At 69.0% G+C, this 20,444-nt stretch carries 20 protein-coding genes and 2 pseudogenes; 13 read left to right on the top strand and 9 right to left on the bottom strand.

The features are described from left to right. Positions 1-23: 23 nt before the first annotated feature. Together OG736_RS44475 and OG736_RS44470 are read right to left on the bottom strand one after the other, a co-directional pair. Positions 24-1,616, bottom strand: coding sequence for a hypothetical protein (locus OG736_RS44475; RefSeq protein ID WP_327180497.1), 1,593 nt, complete (start codon positions 1,614-1,616; stop codon positions 24-26). Between the two features lie 277 nt (positions 1,617-1,893). After that, the gene (locus OG736_RS44470) at positions 1,894-2,853 is read right to left on the bottom strand and encodes a helix-turn-helix domain-containing protein (protein ID WP_327180498.1); all 960 of its coding nucleotides are present in this window, start codon (positions 2,851-2,853) and stop codon (positions 1,894-1,896) included. A gap of 236 nt (positions 2,854-3,089) precedes the next feature. On the opposite strand from OG736_RS44470, the gene OG736_RS44465 reads away from it, so the two are divergent. From OG736_RS44465 to OG736_RS44450, 4 genes are all read left to right on the top strand, one after another. After that, a complete protein-coding gene (locus tag OG736_RS44465; RefSeq protein ID WP_327180499.1) occupies positions 3,090-3,935 on the top strand; it encodes an SDR family oxidoreductase in 846 nt (281 codons plus the stop codon). A 73-nt stretch (positions 3,936-4,008) separates the two neighbouring features. Next, on the top strand, positions 4,009-4,491 hold the full coding sequence (locus OG736_RS44460; protein WP_327180500.1) for a nitroreductase family deazaflavin-dependent oxidoreductase: 483 nt from the start codon (positions 4,009-4,011) through the stop codon (positions 4,489-4,491). A gap of 400 nt (positions 4,492-4,891) precedes the next feature. Then, a complete protein-coding gene (locus tag OG736_RS44455; RefSeq protein ID WP_327180501.1) occupies positions 4,892-5,872 on the top strand; it encodes an aldo/keto reductase in 981 nt (326 codons plus the stop codon). Positions 5,873-6,034: 162 nt separating this feature from the next. Beyond that, entirely contained in the window at positions 6,035-6,574 is a 540-nt protein-coding gene (locus tag OG736_RS44450; protein WP_327180502.1) for an NAD(P)H-dependent oxidoreductase, read from the top strand. A 204-nt stretch (positions 6,575-6,778) separates the two neighbouring features. Here OG736_RS44450 and OG736_RS44445 read toward each other — a convergent pair whose 3' ends face one another. Continuing rightward, positions 6,779-7,021: a hypothetical protein gene (locus OG736_RS44445; protein WP_327180503.1), complete on the bottom strand. Its 243-nt coding sequence runs from the start codon at positions 7,019-7,021 to the stop codon at positions 6,779-6,781. A gap of 418 nt (positions 7,022-7,439) precedes the next feature. Then, the gene (locus tag OG736_RS44440; RefSeq protein WP_442816982.1) at positions 7,440-8,153 is read right to left on the bottom strand and encodes a type III effector protein; all 714 of its coding nucleotides are present in this window, start codon (positions 8,151-8,153) and stop codon (positions 7,440-7,442) included. 109 nt (positions 8,154-8,262) lie between these two features. Here OG736_RS44440 and OG736_RS44435 point away from each other — a divergent pair, with 109 nt between their 5' ends. From OG736_RS44435 to OG736_RS44420, 4 genes and pseudogenes are all read left to right on the top strand, one after another. Next, a complete protein-coding gene (locus tag OG736_RS44435) occupies positions 8,263-8,697 on the top strand; it encodes an Hsp20/alpha crystallin family protein (RefSeq protein WP_327180505.1) in 435 nt (144 codons plus the stop codon). Positions 8,698-8,798: 101 nt separating this feature from the next. Next, the gene (locus tag OG736_RS44430) at positions 8,799-9,194 is read left to right on the top strand and encodes a DUF2267 domain-containing protein (protein ID WP_327180506.1); all 396 of its coding nucleotides are present in this window, start codon (positions 8,799-8,801) and stop codon (positions 9,192-9,194) included. A 151-nt stretch (positions 9,195-9,345) separates the two neighbouring features. Then, a complete protein-coding gene (locus OG736_RS44425; RefSeq protein ID WP_327180507.1) occupies positions 9,346-9,741 on the top strand; it encodes a DUF2267 domain-containing protein in 396 nt (131 codons plus the stop codon). A 972-nt stretch (positions 9,742-10,713) separates the two neighbouring features. Continuing rightward, positions 10,714-11,175 (top strand): annotated as a pseudogene (locus OG736_RS44420) (hypothetical protein); the annotation flags it as partial. 1,015 nt (positions 11,176-12,190) lie between these two features. Here OG736_RS44420 and OG736_RS44415 read toward each other — a convergent pair. Next, positions 12,191-12,661, bottom strand: coding sequence for an SPW repeat protein (locus tag OG736_RS44415; protein WP_327180508.1), 471 nt, complete (start codon positions 12,659-12,661; stop codon positions 12,191-12,193). A 306-nt stretch (positions 12,662-12,967) separates the two neighbouring features. Between OG736_RS44415 and OG736_RS44410 the strand changes: the two genes are divergently transcribed. After that, positions 12,968-13,393, top strand: coding sequence for an SRPBCC family protein (locus OG736_RS44410; RefSeq protein ID WP_327180509.1), 426 nt, complete (start codon positions 12,968-12,970; stop codon positions 13,391-13,393). A 331-nt stretch (positions 13,394-13,724) separates the two neighbouring features. Here the strand turns inward: OG736_RS44410 and OG736_RS44405 are convergent, their stop codons facing one another. The 4 genes from OG736_RS44405 to OG736_RS44395 form a co-directional block, all read right to left on the bottom strand. Beyond that, complete coding sequence (locus tag OG736_RS44405) at positions 13,725-14,597, bottom strand: SDR family oxidoreductase (RefSeq protein ID WP_327180510.1); 873 nt, start codon at positions 14,595-14,597, stop codon at positions 13,725-13,727. Beyond that, entirely contained in the window at positions 14,597-15,058 is a 462-nt protein-coding gene (locus OG736_RS47410; protein WP_442816983.1) for a DUF5133 domain-containing protein, read from the bottom strand. Before OG736_RS47410 ends, OG736_RS44405 begins: the two co-directional genes overlap by 1 nt. Then, positions 15,052-15,930 carry a SigB/SigF/SigG family RNA polymerase sigma factor gene (locus tag OG736_RS44400; RefSeq protein WP_327180511.1) on the bottom strand — a complete coding sequence of 293 codons (879 nt, stop codon included), beginning with the start codon at positions 15,928-15,930 and terminating at the stop codon, positions 15,052-15,054. The genes OG736_RS47410 and OG736_RS44400 overlap by 7 nt, the downstream gene beginning before the upstream one ends. Before the next feature lie 421 nt (positions 15,931-16,351). Then, entirely contained in the window at positions 16,352-18,625 is a 2,274-nt protein-coding gene (locus OG736_RS44395) for a catalase (protein ID WP_327180512.1), read from the bottom strand. A 384-nt stretch (positions 18,626-19,009) separates the two neighbouring features. On the opposite strand from OG736_RS44395, the pseudogene OG736_RS44390 reads away from it, so the two are divergent. The 4 genes and pseudogenes from OG736_RS44390 to OG736_RS44380 all read left to right on the top strand — a co-directional run. Next, a pseudogene (locus OG736_RS44390) lies at positions 19,010-19,366 on the top strand (integrase); the annotation flags it as partial. Between the two features lie 47 nt (positions 19,367-19,413). After that, positions 19,414-19,875 (top strand): SUKH-4 family immunity protein, encoded by a 462-nt coding sequence (locus OG736_RS44385; RefSeq protein ID WP_327180513.1) that lies wholly within the window; start codon positions 19,414-19,416, stop codon positions 19,873-19,875. Positions 19,876-20,034: 159 nt separating this feature from the next. Continuing rightward, positions 20,035-20,268: a DUF5959 family protein gene (locus tag OG736_RS47405; RefSeq protein ID WP_442816984.1), complete on the top strand. Its 234-nt coding sequence runs from the start codon at positions 20,035-20,037 to the stop codon at positions 20,266-20,268. Then, on the top strand, positions 20,181-20,429 hold the full coding sequence (locus OG736_RS44380) for a DUF5959 family protein (RefSeq protein WP_327180514.1): 249 nt from the start codon (positions 20,181-20,183) through the stop codon (positions 20,427-20,429). Before OG736_RS47405 ends, OG736_RS44380 begins: the two co-directional genes overlap by 88 nt. Positions 20,430-20,444 lie beyond the last annotated feature (15 nt).

The following is a 20,444-nucleotide window of genomic DNA, read 5'->3' as shown; positions in this document are numbered from 1 at the left end:
CGCGTGGTGTTCCCTTCTTCGGTTCACCCGCTGCTCCCTGCCCCGCACGTCGCGTGGGCCTTGGACAGCTGGTGTTCGTAGTCCGTCCGGTATGTGTCGTAGCGCTGCTGGGGCGCTGTGCCGGTGGTGATGGCACGGTCCAGCTGGCGCAGGGACTCCTGGTGAGCGGTGGCGGCTGTGGCGAAGTCGCACTGGGCGAGTGCCAGGACGGCCAACTGCGCCTCCCACAGGGCACGCACGGCGAAGCGCGCTTCCAGCGCGAGGGCCTGCCTGAGGTCGGAGATCGCCGCGCCGTACCGCTCGTACATCGCCTCGTGCTGGGCGGCGACGGACGCTGCGAACGCCACGAGCTCCTTGACGCCCTCGGTGCGCCGGGCGTCGCGCACCCGCCGCAGGGCGCGGTCGATCGTGCCGTCGTCGGCTACGAGCCCGGCGCTGACCCGGCAGTTCTCCACCTGGGCCAGGTCGACCGAGGCCTTGAGCCGGCCCAGCCGCGTGAAGGCGGGATCGTCCGCCAGCCGCCGGAAGGCCGCGGAGGCCTTGGCGAGCTCCGCCGCTCGGACGGTGCCCGGGGCGCAGCTGGGATGCCGTCCCAGCGCCCGCAGGTAGGTGTTGTAGGCCAGGCTGATCTGCCCGCGCAGCCGGATCGGGGACGAGCCCGAGATGGCCAGGTACTCGGCTCGGGCGGCGTCGAGTGCGGAGCGGCGGATGTTCTGCGGGTCCGTCACGGCGATGTCCTCCAGCGTGTGGCCCCGGAAGAGACGGACGAGGTCGGGGGTGACGAATCCGGTTCCGCTCTCGGACGTCGGGCTGCCGCCGCCCGGCAGCAACCGGGCGAGTGCACGGTCGGCCTGGGTTGCGTTTCCCTGCCGCCAGGCGTCCAACGCGTAGGTGAACTCGGCCAGGCCCCGGGCCCGTTGGACCAGTTCGGACACCATGGCCCTGCGGCTGTACGCGGACTGCCATCCCGCGTCCATGGGGAGCGGATCGCCGGTGTACCACCCGGCGAGCTCCGGCGCGTCCACCACCTGGTCGGCGCGGACGTAGACGGCCGGCCGCACCAGAGTCTGCCCGGCGTCGCCGGACGTGACGATCCCGCCGAGCAGGATCGCCGCGTTGGACTGGTCGACGAACTTCCTCGTCCGTGTCTCCAGGCCGTGATGGTCGCGGTGCAGGAGTTCGGCGAGCGGCAGGGAGTACTGCGTCGCGTAGTCGCGCACGGTCGTGTCCTTGAGGACCTTGCTCAGATCATGGGCGAAGGTCGCGGAGACGTCGTCCAGTACCCGCTGGTTCTGCCCGGGGCCGTTGCCTTTGAAGCCGACCACCGCCACATCCCGGGGGCCGGTGAGCCGGTGCGGTGGGGGCGGCGGCGCCTGGAAGCTGAGGAGGGCGACGACGGTACCGACGAAGATGCCCGCGATCCCGCCGGCGAACGCAGCACGCTTCCATCGGGGGACTCCGACGAACTTGTCCCGCAGCAACTGGCTGACCGAACCCAGGAAGCCGCTCACCCCGACCAGTACGCCGACGAAGGTCGCCACTCGCCCCGGACGCGCGCCGAGCGCGCTCGCCAGGGCGAGCGATGCCGCCAGCGCCAGGCTGATACCTGCAACCACCACCCATGTGCGTGAGACACGAGCGCTGGTGCCTGCATCCCCGTCTGACGGGTCGACAGCCGGGCCATGAGGATAGTTTCCGCCCATTTGTCCGGAATATTACAGAGAGTGTGCCCTGGTCGCCCGCAGGCGCTCCACTGCGCCCCGCGGCCCGCCGCAACGTCACCCCAGCGGTCTCGCGTTGACGGCCGTGCCGTTCCTGGCTTCGACGTATCGCTGGCGGGTGCTGCCACCGCTCCACAGAAGTTGCCGCAGATCGACTCGGGTGGCTCGTCGGTCAGTCGGGTGTCTCGCCCGAGTCGGCGGGCTGGGAGTCGCCGGCCGGCGCGGACCGCTCGATGTCGTCATTGGTCGCGGCCCAGCTGGCCAGCAGGTTCAGGGCGTCCTGCGAGGGTGAGCGGGGCTCGGCGGTGTAGGTGAGGAGGAACTGGCTGGGGCCGTCGGGGAGCGGGAAGGTTTCGAAGGGCAGGTCGAGGTCGCCGACGACCGGGTGGTGGAGGAGCTTCACGCCGGTGGTGTGCATCCGGACGTTGTGGGCCGCCCAGCGGTGCCGGAATTCCTCGCTGCGGGTGGAGAGCTCCCCGATCAGGTCCGTCAGCCGCCGGTCGTAGAGGTCGCGGCCGGCCTCGGCGCGCAGCATGGCGACGGTGTCGTTGGCGACTTCGTCCCAGTGGCGGAAGAACTCGGTCGCGTGCGGGCCGAGGAAGACGAACCGGGCGTTGTTCGGCGGCCGTGCCGGGTCGGCGTAGACCGGGGAGAACAGGGCGCGCCCGAGGTGGTTGGCGGCCAGGATGTCCCCGCGTCCGCTGAGGATGAACGCGGGTGTGCCGGCCATCGAGTCGAGGACGCGCTGCACCGCGGCCCGCACGCGCTGCTGGGCCGGGCGGCGGCGTGGCGGGCGGGTCGTGCCGGCGCCGCGCAGGAGGTCGAGCAGGTGGATGCGTTCGGCCTCGTCGAGCTGCAGTGCCTGTGCGATGCCTTCGATGACGCTCTCGGAGACGCCGGTGGCGTTGCCGCGCTCCAGCCGGGTGTAGTACTCGCTGGAGATGCCCGCGAGGAGGGCGACCTCCTCGCGGCGCAGCCCGGTGACCCGTCGGCGTTCTCCGCCGTAGAGGGGCAGGCCGGCCTGTTCGGGGGTGACCCTGGCCCGTCGCGTGCCGAGGAATTCCCGGATCTCTGCGCGGAAATCATCGCGGATGTCGCGGTTTGTGCCGTTGGGGTCGTTTCTGCCTGCCATGCGCTTCACTCTACGAGCGCATCCGCCGGGTTGGGGGTCCCTGTCAGTGACCCCCTCATCAGGGACTCCCGCCCTCGCGTGACAGCCGGTTCTGTTGGTGGTGCACCGCCCACGGCGGCGTGAACCGTCAGACAGACGGCGCTCGTGCCGCCGGTCCCAGCCCCCTCCGCGGCGCTGCATGCATCACCCCCGCACACAGCGGGTGCCGGATCACGGCGCCTGAAAGGAAAACCCCCATGAGCAAGGTCATTCTCGTCACCGGTGCCGGACGCGGTCTGGGCACGGACATCGCCCGCGAGGCCCTCGCCGCCGGCCACCAGGTCGCCGCCACCGGCCGCCGCCCCGAAGAGGTCGAGAAGACCCTGGGCGGGCCGCGGGACGATCTGCTGGTCACCAGGCTCGATGTCACGAGCCTGGAGGACGCCGAGGCCGCCGCGCAGGCAGTTGTCGACCGCTTCGGCCGGATCGACGTCCTGATCAACAACGCCGGGAACCTGTTCACCGGCTACTTCGAGGAGATCTCGCCCGCGCAGATGCGCCGGCAGTTCGAGACGAACCTCTTCGGCCCGATGAACGTCACCCGCGCCGTCCTGCCGATCATGCGACGACAGCGTGCCGGCCACGTCATCACCATCACCTCGACCGCCGGACTGGTCGGCATGGAGTTCACCTCCGCCTACGCCGCCTCCAAGTTCGCCGAAGAGGGCTGGATGGAGTCCCTGCGCTACGACGTCGAGCCGTACAACATCCACACCACGGTCGTGGAGCCCGGCTACTTCCGCACCGAACTCCTCGTGGACGGCTCCACCAACTGGCCCGAGCTGTCCATCGACGACTACGCCCCGCGCACCGCCCCGCGGATCGAGGGCATGAAGAGCATGAACGGCAGGCAGCCCGGCGACCCCGCCAAGCTCGCCCGCGCCCTGCTCACCATCGCAGGCCAGGACAGGCCGCTGCTGCGGTTCGTCGCCGGTGCGGACGCCATCGAGGCCGCCGAGGCCAAGGCCAAGGAGCTCCTCGCCCAGGCCGAGGCATCCCGCGAGCTGGGCGGCGCCCTGGCCTACGACGACGCCCACGCCTGAGCACCACGCCCCGCACCCCGGCCAGGGCGCAGGACCGCGCCGGGTGCGCATCGACAGCACGGAGAGAGCCAGCATGCCCCTCGAAGGCGAGTACGAGCCGAGCAAGGCGCAGTTTGTACGTGACCAGGTGGAGCTGTACGAAAGCTCCGGCGGTACGCAGGGAACGACGCTGAGTGTCCTGGTCGCCCGGGAAGAAGACGAGAGGCTGCGGGACCTGCCCGTCGTCATCCTGACCACCCTGGGCGCGAAGAGCGGAAAGATCCGCAAGACCCCGGTCATGCGGGTGGAGCACGACGGCGTCTACGCCGTCATCGCCTCCATGGCAGGAGCCCCCACCCACCCGGTCTGGTACCACAACGCGGTGGCCGACCCCCGGGTCGAGCTTCAGGACGGCCCGGTGCGCCAGGACATGCTGGCACGCGAGGTGACCGGGGACGAGAAGGCCCTGTGGTGGGCCCGGGCCGTAGAGGCGTTCCCCGACTACGCCGAATACCAGAAGAACACGGACCGTGAGATCCCGGTCCTCGTTCTGGAGCCGGCGGCCCACGAGCACTGACAAAGCGCAGCCGGTTCAGCCCGCGGATCCCCCGCCTCCTGGCCCTGGCAATACGGTCCCCGGCTGACAGCGGCCAGTTCGGATCCCCCTGGACGGCCAGTGTGCGCCCAGCCGCCTGGACGAAGTCATGTGCATTACCAACGAACAAGGCGTCGGTGTCGTCGGCAGCTCGGCCTGGGACGACGCCCGCGCTTGAGCGACACACCGCGCCCCGGCCGAGGGGACACCGCCGCCGGGTGCGCCTGCAGCAGCTGACCCGCTGCCTGAGGGACGGCGCCTGCGCCAGCGGCGCAGACCCCGAAGCACGGGTCCGCCATCTGGCAGCGCACCGCCTGGTCCTGGCGTTCGAAGTCCATGACCACCGGCCGGGCCTGACAGCCGTCACGACAAGGAGTACCTGATGAAGCACGTATCACTGGGCGGGCTCGATGTCTCCCGCATCGGCCTGGGAGCCATGACCATGGCCGGCACCTACACCACGGGCGGAGGACTCGACGACGCCGAGTCGATCCGCACCATCCAACGGGCGCTGGACCTCGGGGTCACCCACATCGACACCGCCGAGATCTACGGCCCCTTCCACAGCGAGAAGATCGTCGGCAAGGCCGTCAAGGGCCGGCGCGACGACGTCGTCGTGGCGACGAAGTTCGGTCTCGTCTCCCACTCCGGTGGCGGCCCCGGCGTCATCGACAGCAGCGCCGGCAACGTGAAGGCCGCCGTCGAAGGCTCGCTCCTGCGGCTCGGCACCGACCACATCGACCTCTACTACCAGCACCGCGTCGACCCGAACACACCCATCGAAGAGACGGTCGGCGCGCTGGCCGAACTGGTCGCCGAGGGCAAGGTCCGCCACATCGGCCTCTCCGAGGCCGGCCCCGAGACGATCCGCCGGGCACACGCCGTGCATCCGCTGGCCGCCCTGCAGACCGAATACTCACTGTGGACCCGCGACGTCGAGGCCGAGATCCTCCCGCTGCTGCGCGAGCTCGGTATCGGATTCGTGCCCTACTCCCCGCTCGGCCATGGCCTGCTGACCGGGCAGATCCGCACCGTCGACGACTTCGCCGACGACGACTGGCGCAAGACCAACCCGCGCTTCACCGGCGAGAACTTCCAGCGCAACCTGCGCATCGTCGACGAGGTGCAGGCCATCGGCGCCGAGATCGGCGCCACCCCGGCACAGACCGCTCTGGCGTGGCTGCTGACCCGCGGCAACGACATCGCCCCCATCCCCGGAACCCGGCGGGTCTCACGCGTCGAAGAGAACACCGCCGCCGACGCCATCGAACTCACCACCACGCAGCTCGACCGCCTGAACAGCCTCACACCGGCCGCGGGCGAACGCCACGACGAGGCGAACATGGCCACCATCGACCGCTGACCGTCAGCGCCGCCGCTCCCGGCGCAGCCCGCTCCCCCGCAGTTCGCGCAGGAGGGAGAAGGGCTGACGCCTGGCAATTCCCCGCGCCTACCCCCCCCGTCACACCAGACCGACCCGCATTCGTTCACCCACATCCCTGATCACTGAAGAGGTCTTCTCATCATGTCCAAGGTTCTCCTTGTCGTAGGCCACCCCGACCTGTCCCAGTCGAAGGCCAACGCGGCGCTCGTGGACGCCGTCCGCGACCTGGCCCATGTCACCGTGCACGACCTCTACGCCACCTACCCCGACTTCCAGATCGACGCCGGCGCCGAGCAGGCGCTGCTCGCGGAGCACGATGTGATCGTCTTCCAGCACCCGGTGTTCTGGTACAACACCACCCCTCTGTTCAAGCAGTGGCAGGACAAGGTCTTCACCCTCGGCTGGGCCTTCACCATGGACGGCTCCCCCTCACAGCTGGCCGGCAAGAAGGCCGTCGTCGCCGTCACCACCGGCGTCCCCGCCGACCACTACACCCCCGAAGGCGCGAACCAGGCCACCATCGAGACCCTCCTCAGCAACTGGCACGCGACCCTGCGGCTGTGCCAGTTCGACATCCAGCCGATGGTCAAGCTGTACGGCACCGCCTTCGGCCTCTCCGAGGAGGACCTGAACACCGCCGCCAAGCAGTACAACGAACTGCTCGCCTCCTTCGCCGCCTGACGCGCTCTCCCGCGGACAGTTCAACAGCGCATGAACCAAGTGGGACGGGTTCAGGGCTCTGCTCTCCGTCGCCGCGGGCCGGGTGGCGTTGCGCTCGAGGCACGGCACCGAATTCTTCAGGCGTCCACGGAGACTGGTGAGGGGCCCGAACCCTGCCCGGCCAAGGCCCCTCCTGCCGCCGCCCGGCCAGCAGCTGGCAGTCGCTTACAGGCGGCACCCGACCCCGGCGGGTTCCCCCGACGTTTCGGTGGCGGCCGCCAGGCACTGGGTGAGCCAGCGGTCTCGGTGCCGGGCGTCTTCGGGCCCGTCGGGGAACACGTTGACCTGAATGCCTCTGTCGCCCTGCTGGATCGCCGCGGGGGCGTGGAGATTGCCGGACACCTCGGCGTGCGCGCTGCCGAAGAACTCGCCAGCGGGGCCGCCCTCCCCATCGGCTTCATCCAGCATTCGATGCCGTCGCCTCACTGCCAGCAGGTCCCGTCGCAGTACCGCCCACGTCACCGGCCGCCCCCGCTCCGTCCGGGGGCTGCCGCGCAGGCTGCCTTCACGCCAGGGGGCACACCGGGCGAACGCTCACGCCCGCCACGGCTGTGCTGCCGAGGCCCTCCGCCCCCACTGCGGGCAGCGGTCCCGCCTGTTTGCCAGGAGGCCCCTCGGCCACATTCGCGCGCATCCCTTGTTGCGGTCTCGGGCTGCCGCAGCACGGCCGCTCGGTGTGCAGAGCCGGGGGTGCTTTGAAGCGTGAGGGACGCTCTCCGCCGCCTGGGCACCAGAGCGCGCCCTGCGGCCGCGTGGGCCCGGCGCCCTGCGGGCCGCGCAAGTGCGCCGGCCGCCGGAGGAACGGCTTGCAGCCTCCCGGCCATGCTCAGGGCCCGGGTGGCGTCCGAGGTTCGCGGCGCTGGTCGCCGCTGTTGCGGCGGAGCCGGTCGGTATGGCGGGCGACGTCGCCGACGCGCGCCGCGAGACCGGGGTGGCCGGATGCCAGATACGCATGGGTTCCCACGAGGGGGCTGACGAGAGCGGCAGCGTCATTGTCGGCAAGGGCGGCGGTGAGCTTGACCAGAGGGGTGCGGGCGGCGGCGGGGAGGTCGGTGAGCGCGGTGATCTGTCCGGCGAGCTGACGCAGATCTGCGGCATTGTCACGGGCCCAGGTCGTGACGGTGCGGTCGGCGGCGCGGCGGTTGCGGGTGGCCTGTACGCGCTGCTCTCCGGTGGAGCCAGGGTTTCCGGGGCGTACGCGCAGGTAGCGGCGTTCTGCGGCCTGGCGGCTGGAGACGCCGAGGGGGTGGGCGAGGTCGGCCCAGCTGGTGCCCGCTTCCCGGGCTTCTTCGATCAGGCCCGGTTCCCATCCGGCGAGCTGATCGCGCACTTCGCGGAGCAGCAGGAGAGCGGCGAGTGCCTGCTCAGAGCTGGTCTGGACGGGTGCGGACTGCTCGGCGTCCCGTGAGGTCTGAGCGGTGTGCAGGGCATCGCGCATCGTATTCAGGGCTGCGGCGGCGAGGAAGGACGTGGGGGTGAGGTCGCGGGCGCGGGGGGTGGGCTGATCGTCTTGCGTCACGGAGCCTCCAACGCTCGTCATCACTTCGATGACACTCTGCTTGTCATCCATTGGATGACATGTTACAACGATGGCAGGTGAAACGCATTGGCAGCACAGCGCTGACCCGAACACTGGAGGTGTTTTCCCGATGTTGATGCGCACCGACCCGTTCCGTGAGCTCGACCGACTCACCCAGCAGCTCCTGCACACGACCGGCACCTGGTCGCGGCCGTCGGCTGTGCCGATGGATGCCTACCGCGAGGGCGAGGAGTACGTGATCGCTCTCGACCTGCCCGGCGTCTCCCCGGACGCGATCGATATCGACGTCGAGCGGAACATGCTGACCGTCAAGGCCGAGCGGCGGCCCGTCGCCCCGGCGGACAGCGTGCAGATGGAGCTCTCCGAGCGGCCTCTGGGTGTCTTCTCCCGCCAGCTCGTCCTGGCCGACACCCTGGACACCGAGCACATCAGGGCGGACTACGACGCTGGGGTGCTGACCCTGCGCATCCCGATCGCGGAGCGCGCCAAGCCACGCAGGATCGCCATCGGCGGCGGCTCCGCGCACAGGGAGATCAGCGGCTGAGTCCCCCGCCGGCCGGGTGTGTTGACGGGATGACGGCCTCATCTGCAGCGGCCGTCTCCCGTGCTCCTGCACTGGCACGCCCTACACACCAGGGAGCAGCGATGGCCATGCGATGGGAGGCGTTCCTCGGCCAGGTCAAGGAACGCGGCAGGTACGAGACCACCGAGGAAGCCGAGCGGGCGGCCCGCACGGTGCTGGCGCTCCTGGGCGCCCACTTGGTGGGCGAGGTACGGGCGGAACTGGCGGCGCGGCTACCGGAGGCAATGGCACTCCTGCTGCTCAATCCGCTCCAGGCGCACGAGCCGCTCTCCCCCGAGCGGTTCGTGCGGGCCACCGCGGCATGGATCGAGGGAGCCACCGAACGGACCGCGGCCTGGGACGTGAGCGCGGTGCTCAGCGTGGTCTCGGACGCGGCGGGCGAAGAGCTCACTCGCCGGGTACTGCTCCAACTCCCGGTGGGCTACGACCTGCTGTTCGGCTGCTCCCGGCCCGTATGACCCCAGGCAACGGCACCCCTTCACCTGACCGCCCGACGTCGGCGGCCGGCGGGCGAGCTCCCCGGCCGCCGCCTCAGGATCACCTCAGACGAGAAAGGCGACCGCGTCACCGATGATTTCCCAGCTGAAGCCATGCCGGTCCACCGAGAGCATGACGTTCGAGCAGATGCTGGAAAGAGTGCGGTACGAAGGCGCGTACCCCACCCGCGCACAGGCCGAGAAGTCCGTCCACGCCGTGCTGTCCGCCCTCGGGCGCCAGCTCACGGGCGACGAGCGGGTGGAGATCGCGGCCCGGCTGCCACACGAGGCAGCCGTCAGCTTCACCTCCGAGATCCCCGCAACCGAGCCCCTCACCGGCTGGGGTTTCGTCAAGGACCTGGCATCCCGCACCGGCGGCACGATGGCCACCACCCGCTGGGACACCGGCACCGTCCTGCGCGTCGTGGCTCAGCTCGTCGGCGAAGAGCTCCTCAGCCGTGTCCTCGCCCAGCTCCCCTGCGGCTATGCCCTGCTGTTCGGCCGCGCCGAACTCACCCAGGCGGCATGATGCGCGCAGTGACGTGCCACCGCGGAACGGGACTGTGAGACTGCGGCTCAGGAAGCCGCACAGCCTTGCCTGAAAGGGAGTTGGGAAACGGTCGTTGAGGGCTGTCCTGTAATCGCCGGTCAGGCGTCGTCCGGTGATTCCTGACGCCGAGATGCGTCGCGCCATCGGATTTGCGGGGAACCGCGGGAGTGATCGTCATGGCCCGCCGTGTGCCGACGCGGGGCTTCAGCCGCCGGCCGGAGCAGGCCTGGGAATCCTCGTAGCCGTCTCACCGCCGTCCACGTGAGACGGCGGGAGGTGGCCGATGGCGTCACAGCATCCGCGGCCGCAGCACCGATGTCCGAAGAATTACAGGATCACCTGGCAGCAGCTGTGCAGGCGTACCACGCATGAACAGCGATCGTCGGGGTAGTCGGGCGCCTGTTGTGGGAAGGGCCGCCAACGCCTGGGGAGGTCGACGCGGCCCTTCCCCGCACATCGCCAGGTCACTGGATGACCTACCCGCGCACACAAGACGAACAGGTCGCCGCAGCGGTGATGGCCGGCCACATCGTCGTCGGGCTCGGCGCGGGGACCGCCCTGGGATTCGCCTTTCTGTAGCCGTACTCGAGGTCGGACTTCGGAGGCTGGCCCGCGACAGACGACTCGCAGAGGCACTGTCGCCGCGCGGATGCGCGCATGCGGTCGAAGACGTCGAGGTTCTCTGCCATGCGTTGGGTCGGGCCGGGACGCGGTACTGGGAACCCATCCCAGCGTGAGCGCCGCCGAGCAGCTTGCCTTGGAGCTGCGCAGCACCGTCACGAAAGCGAGGGTGTGTGCGGTACGGCGGGGGTAGGGCCTGCGCGTGCGATGGCGACGAGGGCGGCGGCGTCGCCGAGGTTTTGGCCCGTGTGGGCCAGCAGATCGCTGCACAGGTAGCGGAGAAGGTCATCCGGTCCATGCCCTGACCATGCGGCAAGCCGTTGGGCCAGCGGGACGCTGTTCGTCGGCTTCCACGGCACCTTCCTCGTCCAGCACTGGCTGGGCGCCGAGGGCATGCCGCGCCGCTACGCCGGCTACCTGGCCGTCGACGGTTTCACCACCCTGAACACGATCTCGACGATCAGCTCCTTCGTCCTCGGCCTGTCGATGCTGCCGTTCATGTACAACGTGTGGAAGACGAGCCGGTACGGCAAGCCGGTCGGCGTCGACGACCCGTGGGGCTACGGCCGCTCCCTCGAATGGGTGACCTCCTGTCCGCCGCCACGGCACAACTTCCTCACCCTGCCGCGGATCCGCAGCGAGTCCCCGGCGTTCGACCTGCACCATCCCGACATCGCGATCACCGAGGCCGAGGCCCACGGCGTCCGCGCATGTGGAGTGGCTGACGACGTCACAGCGCGCGGAGATCGAAAGCCATTACGTTGCCGACAGTCTTCGACGCGCCCGACGTGACCTCGAGCGCATCGCGGCGCGAAGCCTGTCCCTGCGTACCGAGTACGAGCACCGCTACCGCCAGTTGCGGCGCCGCTGGCACTGGCTGTCCGCGCAGTTCTCACCACGATGGCCACCCTGCTGTCAGCGCTTTGACCAGGAGCGGCCCGGAGCAGGGCCGGACCGATACGGCGATGGGCCGACTCGTTGCACCGGACTACCTGAGTCCTGGCCACGCACAGGCGAAGAGCCAGGGCAAACAGGCCTGTGTCTCGGCGTGGATCAACCACCCTCCTCCTGCGAGCCCCGGGGGGCTTCCCGGAGCGTTAGCCCCAGCCCATCCTCGGCCCGTCTGCCAGCGCCCCGTCCCCGCTGCTGTCCCGAGGTGACATCAAGTACCTGGGCACACAAATGGTGCTGCCCACCCGCCGTCGGCGGGCCGGGTACATAAATGGGGGCGTGTAGGGCGTCGATGGCTGGATTGCCTCGTCCGTCAGCCGTCCTCACCCCATGGCTTTGCGCACTGGGGTGAGGGCAGAATCGTCCACGCGCGCCCCGATTCGGGGCAAGCCAAGCTCAGCTGAGGAAACGGTGACCGACATCAAGCATGCAGACCGGGTCAGACCGGCTCTCCGTCGAGCGCCGCATGGTACGTCGCGTCTGCTGGAGCTGTCGCCTGTCGACGCCCTCATTCCCTGCCGCCACCTTCGAACAGGCCCTGAACACCTGAGCGCCCTCCCCGGGCTGGTCCCGGGGCATCCTCATGGCGTGGATGCCGCTGCATGGCGCCGCCCCCTTCCGGGTGACGCAGAAGCTCACGACAGACGCCTTCCAGCCCGTCAGGACACCGTCAAAGGGAAGCTGACGACATAGAGATCGACAGGCTCCGGCGTACAGGGGGTCGGCCGAACGCAGTCGGCACGCCCCCTTTACGCCCGGCGACCGAGGTGCCTTGAAGAAGGCGGTGTCCCGCCGATGCGCCACAGTCCCGCTGGTCGGGGATCCGAGCACTGAGTGCCACGGTGAGGTGGGGCGATCACCTGTGCGGGGACGAGCGGTCGCCGGAGGACTGGTCCACGGGGCGGGCGGCCGCGGCGGCCATGAGGGCCATCATGAGCGCGATCACGCCGACGATGATGTTGTTGACGATGGTCCTGGTGGTGCTGACGTCGCCTGCTACCACCCAGGGCGCGAAGATCGTCCACACGCTGAGCGCGCAAGCGGCCCACGCCATGCTGTGCGACCGCTCGTATGCCCGGCCGAAGCCACCGCTCATGATCACGGCGTATGCGATGCCGACGATCAGATTGTTGACCGCCAGGGTGGAGAACTCGTTGAAACCCGCGATCCACGGTGAGGCCGCCAGGTAGAGGCCTGTGATCAGGGCCATGGCCTCGACGGCCTGTGCCCTCGGAGTGGTCGCGACACGCTCGGCCATCTCGTGTCGATTCCGCATCGCGAGGATGTCGGGATGCGTTGCCATGTCCGACCGGGGCTGCGTCGTCATGCCGATACCTCCGATTTGACTCTTATGTGTGCATTACGTGAATCGAGTACCCCCCGGTGCCGAGGTAACCGTCGTTCGAGCCACCCGGGTCCGAAGAATTGCGCAGGCCTGCGGGACACCTCGCCAGCGCTGAGGGTCGCGCCGGCACAGGACTGATGGCGTCCGCCATGGGCGTGGCATGCCGAGCCTGCTCTCGTCTGTTGCCGCCCTGTCGGATCCGCGTCGTGTGCGCCGCCCCGGCGCGGGTATCCGCTCCGCATCGCAACCGTCGGGCAGGCGCCCAACCAACCGAAGGAGAGGTACCGCATGTCCGCGTCCCTCGTGGAAACGGTCGATATCGAGGCCCCCGTCGCTGTCGCCTGGGAACTGTGGAGCGATGTGGCCCGGTGGCCGTCCTTTCTGAGCCACGTACGCCTGGTGGAGAGGTTGGACGACCGCCGCTTCGCATGGCAGCTGCAACTGCCCGGCGCCGACAAGAACTTCGTCGCCGAGCTGACCGAGCTGATCCCGCAGGAACGGATCGCCTGGCACACCGTGGAAGGTGTTCACCACGCGGGCGTGGTCACGTTCCATCGGCTCACTGACACGACGAGCCGCGTGGCGCTGCAGATCGAGTACGACCCCGAGGGGTTCATCGAGCATGTCGGCGCGCTGACCAATCTGGACTCGACACTGGCCAACTACGACCTCGGCGAATTCCAGAAGCTGGCCGAGACCGCCGCAGCGTCGTGACCTCGAACTCGCATGCCGTGGTTCAGCGTTGCGGTACTTGGCGCGGTTGGCGTCCGGGAGTTGTCGTCAGATCTCGCGCCCACGTCAGAAGCGAAGGATGACGGCTGTTCGGTAGGTCTCGACGGTCTTGTCGTGGCGGATCGCGAGGGCGCGCCGCAGTCGTCAAGCGGACGATCAACCGCCCGCAAAGCTTGCTCGCCGACTCTGGTCGCGAGCATGGTCCGCTGGGCCCGGTTTCAGCGCCCGGAAGGGCGTCGGCCGTCCTTCCGCGATCACAATCATGCCGCCTGGCTGATCTGGGTTCCGCAGCCGGTGGCGGCAGACCCAGCTGTCAGGGCAGCGGCGTTCCGCCGGTGGCATTCAGAATCTCAGCCGTGATGAAGCTGGCGCGGTCGGACGCGAGGAACACGTAGGCAGGTGCCATCTCCGCGGGTTGTGCCGGCCGTCCCAGAGGTGCTTGCTTACCGAACTCCTTGGTGTCCGGCATCGTCGCAGGGATCAACGGGGTCCACACAGGGCCGGGAGCCACGGCGTTGACTCGGATGCCGTCGGACGCCACCATCTGGGCCAGCCCCTGGGTGAAGGTGACGATCGCGCCCTTGGTGGTGGCGTAGTCGAGGAGATGAGGACTGGGCTTGTACGCCTGCACGGAGGTGGTGTTGATGATCGATCCACCTGCTGGGATGTGGGGCAGGGCCTTCTTGCACAGCCAGAACATGCCGTAGAGGTTGGTGCGGATGACCCGGTCGAACTGTTCCGTGGTGATGGCCTGGATGCCGTCGGGCTGTGACATCTGGTAGGCGGCGTTGTTGACGAGGATGTCGATGCGTCCAAATTCGGCGACGGCGTGCTCGATCAGCCGGTCACACTGTGCTTCCTCACGGATGTCGCACGGCACCGCGATCGCCTTGCTGCCTGCCTCTTCGACGAGCCGCGTGGTCTCGCGCGCGTCCTTGTCCTCCTGCGGAAGGTGGGTGAACAGGACGTCAGCGCCTTCGCGGGCGAAGGCCAAGCACACGGCGCGGCCGATGCCCGAGTCTCCGCCGGTGACGACGGCGATGCGCCCGTCGAGCAGGCCGCTGCCTTCGTATGTCTCCTCGCCGTGGTCGGGAGGAGGGTCCATCGGGCCGGTCCAGCCGGGATACTCCTGGTCCTGCTGCGGGAAGTCGGGCTGGGGGTGCTTGTCGGTGGGGCGCTCGCTCATCACAAACCTCTCGTCCGGGTGTGCAGGCGCCTACGCCAGGCCGCGCTGGGTTCGTGGCAGGCGCGAGGCTCCCCAGTGGCTGGCCACGGTTCGCTTCGGGGGTACTGGAGGTCCGCTGCGGCGCTCCGGTGCGCGGCGGCTGCATCACTGGTCACGACGGATCGGCGCCGGCGCGAGGGAGTCTGCGGCTCGGAGCCGGACAGCCGGGCCGGGGCATCGGCGGACCGGGAGATCCGGGAAAGCACTCGACGGGCACGGGCCGGGCAGTGGCGCTGTCGAGGCAGGTGCGGGCGACCTGCAATGCCTCGTAGACTTCGCGTCCCGGTAGGCACGCACAGGGTGTAAGGGAGGTCTCGCAGCCTGGCACTCGACGTGGCGGCTGCGGCGACGCTCTGATGGGCGGCGCGGTCTTCGTAGTCCTTGACGAGGCGGCGCAGTGTCACGGGCAGAGGCGTCAGCATCGGACGGTCTCCTTAGACCGGGCGGCAGCCGGGGTCATGCGGGGGCCGGAGTCGGCCAGGGCATCGTTGCGGACACTGGCGCAGCTGGTGCTGATGAGCCGGGAGACGTGCATCTGAGAGAGGCCGAGCCGGTCGGCGATGCTGCTCTGCGTCATGTCCTGGAAGAAGCGCATGTAGAGGATGGCCCGCTCCCGTTCCGGCAGTCGGCGCAATCCCCTTTTCACCGACTCGCGGTCCACCACCCTGTCATAGGAGGTTTCCGCGACGCTGAGGGTGTCCGCGAGGCTGGCTCCGCCGCCGTCTGCAGTGAGCTCAGCGTCCAGGGAGAGGGCGCTGAAGCTCTCCAGCGCCTCCATGCCCGCTTTGACCTCCTTCTCGGTGAGACCGGTGTGGGAGGCAAGAGCGGCGAGAGTGGGTTCGGGGCTGCCGGGGTGCTGCATGAGTTCGCGGCGGGCCAACCGGACCTGGTTGCGCAGCTCCTGTACCCGGCGTGGCACGCGGACGGCCCACGTCAGGTCGCGGAAATGCCGTTTCACCTCGCCCGTGATGGTCGGTACCGCGTAGCTCTCGAAGGCCCCGACGGCCTGGTCGAACCGGTCGACGGCCTTGACCAAACCCAGTGCGGCCACTTGGCGCAGGTCTTCGATGGACTCTCCGCGGTCCCGGAAACGGCCGGCGATCCTGTGCGCCATCGGCAGCCAGGACGCGACCAGCTCGTTGCGGACGGCCTCCCGCCCAGGGCCCTCCCCCAGTTGAGACAGGCGGGTGAACAGGCAGGCGGTGTCGGGGCTGTCGTCGTGCGTGCGCCGCGACCGCGGGGCAGAGGTGGGCTCAGGCGCGCCGGGATGGCCTGTCGACGTGTTGGTCAGCATGCGGGATCGCTCCTGAGCTGTGGTCCTTCGGGCTCAGCCGGCAGTGATGTCCGGCCGGGACGCGAAGGGTCTGGTCAGGGATGCCACAGCGGGAAGAGCGTCCAGCGACCGGAGGAAGCCGACAGCCCGGATCCCGCCGGACGTGCGCCTCCAGTCCGAAGCACGAACTCCCGTCTGCCCCTCAGTGCCAGTACGAAACACCGCACCCGTGGTCCCCGGGCGCAGCCGATCGGGTCGCCTCAGGCGGCGACCAAGGGTAGGGGGTGGCTCACTCCAGCGTAGGTACGTCGTGCGCGTCGGCTGCGGCGCGCAACCTGCGTTCGCGACCCCGCAACGAAGCACTTGCCTGAAGCCTTCAAGCCTCGGAGGGCTCGGGCCTGCCGTCCAGGCGACGGCGGGCCCGAACCGTACTGGATGGGGGTCAGACGGCGGTGGGGAAACGGTCCCAGACCCGGTGGCGGGCCAGCAGCGGAGTCATCGCGGTCAAGACCGCCTCACCGCTGTCGGCAAGCACGACTCCAGGGGCATCGGACGGTACTGCGGCCGCCTGAAGGACGGCTTGCGCGCCGGCCCAGCCACCGATGACCTTGGCGTGCCGGAATGCCTCGGCGACCAGGAGCAGCAGGCGGGCATCGAGCCTCGCCTGGTCTGGTCCGGGTGCGCCGGCCTTGGCGTCCCGGGAGCCGTAGGAGTCGCCGCCCGGGGCGGGTGTTCCGGCGATGATGACGGCGTCGAACTCGACCGAGCGGGCGGTGGCAAAGGTCCGCTGGACGGTGATCGCGTCGCCGTCTGTGCCGAGCTTCCCTCCGGCCGGGGCAATGACCAGCGGGACCATGCCCGCGTGCTGCACGGCCTGGCGCAGGGCCCGTACGCCGTCGGCGTCGGCCAAGCCGTCGGTGACGATGCCGATGATCCGGCCGTCGGCAGGCCACTCCTGGCCGACCTGGGACAGGGCGGGGCTCGGCTGCGCATCGGCGAGTGCCTGAGTGGCTTCCGGGGCGGGCAGTCCGAGACCTTCGGCAACCCGAGCACACAGCTCGGCGTCGATATGGGCCAGCGCGCGCAGCTGCCGTTCCTTGATGGCGTTGCTCCAGCACTTGCCGAGCTCGAAGGTGTAGGCGGCGATGATGTGCTCGCGTTCCACCGCAGACATGCTCAGCCAGAACAGCCGGGGCTGACTGAAGTGGTCGGCGAAGCTGGCCGGGGCGTCGCGGACCTTGCGGCCGGCGGGCACTTCGACCGGTGTCTCGATGAAGGCACCGCTGTCTGCTCCGGCGAAGAAGGGGCAGCCGCCGTCCAGCGAGTTCGGCTTATAGGGTGCGACCCCGGTGTGGACGGCCTGCTGGTGAAAGCCGTCGCGCAGCATGTCGTTGACGGGCGAATGCGGCCTGTTGATCGGGATCTGGTTGAAGTTGGGGCCGGCCAAGCGTGTGATCTGGGTGTCCAGGTAGGAAAAGAGCCTGCCAGCCAGCAGCGGGTCGTCGGTGACGTCGATGCCGGGCACGAGGTGGCCGACGTGGAAGGCGATCTGCTCCGTCTCGGCGAAGAAGTTGCTCGGGTTGCGGTCGAGGGTCAGCAGGCCGATCGGCTGGACCGGGGCCAGTTCCTCGGGGACGATCTTCGTCGAGTCGAGCAGGTCGATGCCTTCGAAGGTCTGTTCCGGGATATCCGGGAACACCTGGATGCCCAGCTCCCACTGCGGGTAGGCACCGGTTTCGATCGCGTCGGCGAGGTCGCGGCGATGGAAGTCGGGGTCCACGCCGCTGGTGATCTGGGCTTCCTCCCACACCAGGGAGTGCACTCCCAGCTTGGGTTTCCAGTGGAACTTCACCAGCGTCGTGCCACCCTGCGCGTCGACGAGGCGGAAGGTGTGGACACCGAAGCCCTCCATGGTCCGAAACGAGCGGGGGATCCCCCGGTCGGACATATTCCACAAGGTGTGGTGCTGGGCCTCGGTGTGCAAGGAGACGAAGTCCCAGAAGGTGTCGTGGGCGCTCTGGGCCTGCGGGATCTCCCGGTCCGGGTGCGGCTTGCCGGCGTGGATGACGTCGGGGAACTTGATGGCGTCCTGAATGAAGAAGACCGGGATGTTGTTGCCGACAAGGTCGAAGACACCCTCCTCGGTGTAGAACTTGGTGGCGAACCCGCGGGTATCACGGACCGTGTCGGCGGAACCGCGGGATCCCAGCACGGTGGAGAAGCGCACGAAGACGGGCGTCTCGGTGTCTTTGCGCAAGAATGCGGCGCGCGTGACGTTCTCGGCGGTGCCGTAAGCCTGGAAGATGCCGTGAGCGCCGGCGCCGCGGGCGTGGACCACGCGCTCGGGGATGCGCTCGTGGTCGAAGTGCATGATCTTCTCGCGCAAGTGGTGGTCCTGCAGAAGAACCGGCCCGCGGGCACCCGCCTTGAGTGAATGATCGGTGTCGTAGAGCCGGGTGCCCTGGGCGGTGGTCAGGTAGGGACCGCTCTGCGCTTTACGGGTGGGTTCCGCGCCGGTGGGCTGCCCGGTGGGACTGACGGTCTCGGGGGTGCCTTGATCCGCCTTGGGCGGGAGCGGCCCACGCGGCTCGACAGGCTCTTCGACCGGCACCGGCTCCGGCGACGGTGCACCGGGCACGCCTTCGGCGGGGCCCTCCTCGCCCAGCGCTTGGGTCAGCTTCTCAGCTGCGGCTTTGATCGGGTTGGGCTTCGACATCGTTCCTCCGTGCTCGGGGACTGCCTACCTCGTCACGAGCCATGACCGCCGCAGACGGCGGCATAACGAGAGCATGAGGAACATCCGCCCAACGCCGCGCAGCCGTGTCCGGCCGCGCAAGTACCCCTCAGCAGACACAGCAACCAGGTGAGCCCCGGTTGACTGGTCGAGCGCGACTCCTCTCGTTCCGCGCGCTGTCACCGGTGGCGCGTACGAAGGGCCGCATGGGCCGCTGGCGGCGTGGTCGGCGTCATCCTCCGCTGCCGCAGTTCGTGTGCTGGGCGTTGCAGACTGTCGCCCCAACCCCTCCCCCGCCGAGTGGCCGCGCGGCCGCCTTCACACCCACTCGGTACTGCCAACAGCTGACGACGTGGGTCCGACTGCTCGCCCGAACACGCTGTCGCCCTGGCCGGTACCGCGATGCCCTGACGGGACTCCGCAACCGGACGGGCGGATTCTGGATCGCCGGGCCCGATCCGCAAGCGGCCGAACATGCGCTTACTGGGATGACGCCGCTGGACTCGCTGAAGTCCATGACCCTGCTCAGCGACGGCGCGACCCGACTTGTCGATTCGTTCGGCCTGATCACTCGGGAAGGGATGTTGACCCTTCTCAGCTCGTGGCGGACCGGATGAACTGGTCCGCCGGGTACGGAAGGCTGAGGCCAGTGACTCCATAGGCAGGCGCTGGCCGCGTGGCAAGACGCGCGACGGCGCTGCATTGGGTGTGGTGACGGCATAGGCGCACCGGCTTGGTGAGGTGCCGGCGGTACGGGCTAGGTTCTCGGCATGAACGACGCTGAACTCGCCTCCCTCTTGGCGGGGTGTGCTCGCTGCCCCTACGACGGGGAATGGCAGGCGCTTCCTTTTACGGAGCGCACGGTGGACGGTGCGCGGTACGCCCTGGTGGCGGTCGATCCGGGGCTGAGCGCGCTCGGCGTACGGCGGGACGACGGCTCACTGTGGGACTTGCCTGAGGGCAGAGCTCCGCGCCTCGTGAACTCCAGCGTTGAGGCGTTCGTCGCCTTCAATCGCGCGTTTGAGGATGCCGCTGTTGAGGCCGATGCATACGAGGGGCCAAGCGATGATCTCTCTGACGACGAGATAGTGGATGCGGCCGAGCGGGCTGCCGACGCACTCACGGAAGGGTTGCTCAGGCGGTTCCGGGCGGTTGATGCCGCTGCCGTGGCCGATGAGAACTCCTTCTGGCACATCGGAGCCGAGGAACTGGGCTATGGCATGAGCGTCTAGCCCAGACATCGGGGCGTGCTTGGAACTGAAACTCCTAACGAGATGCCTCGACGGAGTCCCACACCACTGGCCGGCTGAGCGGACGTACGTCAAGATCGCTTCATCTTCCTGGAGGCGACCTGGTGATGTCTGAGCAGTTGGATCTGGCTCTGCTGTGTGATGACGAGGGCAACTGTGTTCGCATCACGGTTGCTCGGTCCTCTGCCGGGTGTGGCTGGAGGGCTTGCCGCGGAGATCGTCGTCGACACACCGTCCGTGAGCGGTCGGGTGGATCTCACATTGCCGCGGTCGCGCCTGGTCTCGTGGTGGGAGAGGCTCTGGATCGTCCTGAGGCTGGCGAGGACATCGCCTGGTTGCATGTCCAGCGTGGCCCCTCCGTCTTCATCCATCTGAACGGGCAACGTGACTGCCCCGAGGTTGTAGTTGACGACGATCTCACCTCAATGGCGACCGTGCGAGTGCCCATCGACCTGCCGACCGACTGGATCGAAACTCATCGGCACCTGCTCGGCTTCGTACTCAGTGCTTGGGACGACCACCTGTCACCGGAGTGAGCGCAGTTTCCGCCA

The sequence above is a fragment of the Streptomyces sp. NBC_01334 genome (genome assembly GCF_035983595.1).
GTDB lineage: Bacteria > Actinomycetota > Actinomycetes > Streptomycetales > Streptomycetaceae > Streptomyces > Streptomyces coriariae.
Note: the sequence above shows the minus strand (reverse complement) of the source record. Positions and strands in the feature narration are given on the sequence as shown.

Coding starts and splice junctions, on each gene's coding strand:
- OG736_RS44445 (WP_327180503.1), bottom strand. CDS start 7,021: ATGCTGGATGAAGCCGATGGGGAGGGCGGCCCCGCTGGCGAGTTCTTC.
- OG736_RS44385 (WP_327180513.1), top strand. CDS start 19,414: ATGAACGACGCTGAACTCGCCTCCCTCTTGGCGGGGTGTGCTCGCTGC.
- OG736_RS44405 (WP_327180510.1), bottom strand. CDS start 14,597: ATGAGCGAGCGCCCCACCGACAAGCACCCCCAGCCCGACTTCCCGCAG.
- OG736_RS44395 (WP_327180512.1), bottom strand. CDS start 18,625: ATGTCGAAGCCCAACCCGATCAAAGCCGCAGCTGAGAAGCTGACCCAA.
- OG736_RS47405 (WP_442816984.1), top strand. CDS start 20,035: ATGACGAGGGCAACTGTGTTCGCATCACGGTTGCTCGGTCCTCTGCCG.
- OG736_RS44425 (WP_327180507.1), top strand. CDS start 9,346: ATGACGTTCGAGCAGATGCTGGAAAGAGTGCGGTACGAAGGCGCGTAC.
- OG736_RS44410 (WP_327180509.1), top strand. CDS start 12,968: ATGTCCGCGTCCCTCGTGGAAACGGTCGATATCGAGGCCCCCGTCGCT.
- OG736_RS44455 (WP_327180501.1), top strand. CDS start 4,892: ATGAAGCACGTATCACTGGGCGGGCTCGATGTCTCCCGCATCGGCCTG.
- OG736_RS44465 (WP_327180499.1), top strand. CDS start 3,090: ATGAGCAAGGTCATTCTCGTCACCGGTGCCGGACGCGGTCTGGGCACG.
- OG736_RS44460 (WP_327180500.1), top strand. CDS start 4,009: ATGCCCCTCGAAGGCGAGTACGAGCCGAGCAAGGCGCAGTTTGTACGT.
- OG736_RS44435 (WP_327180505.1), top strand. CDS start 8,263: ATGTTGATGCGCACCGACCCGTTCCGTGAGCTCGACCGACTCACCCAG.
- OG736_RS44430 (WP_327180506.1), top strand. CDS start 8,799: ATGGCCATGCGATGGGAGGCGTTCCTCGGCCAGGTCAAGGAACGCGGC.
- OG736_RS47410 (WP_442816983.1), bottom strand. CDS start 15,058: ATGCTGACGCCTCTGCCCGTGACACTGCGCCGCCTCGTCAAGGACTAC.
- OG736_RS44400 (WP_327180511.1), bottom strand. CDS start 15,930: ATGCTGACCAACACGTCGACAGGCCATCCCGGCGCGCCTGAGCCCACC.
- OG736_RS44415 (WP_327180508.1), bottom strand. CDS start 12,661: ATGACGACGCAGCCCCGGTCGGACATGGCAACGCATCCCGACATCCTC.
- OG736_RS44440 (WP_442816982.1), bottom strand. CDS start 8,153: ATGACGAGCGTTGGAGGCTCCGTGACGCAAGACGATCAGCCCACCCCC.
- OG736_RS44470 (WP_327180498.1), bottom strand. CDS start 2,853: ATGGCAGGCAGAAACGACCCCAACGGCACAAACCGCGACATCCGCGAT.
- OG736_RS44450 (WP_327180502.1), top strand. CDS start 6,035: ATGTCCAAGGTTCTCCTTGTCGTAGGCCACCCCGACCTGTCCCAGTCG.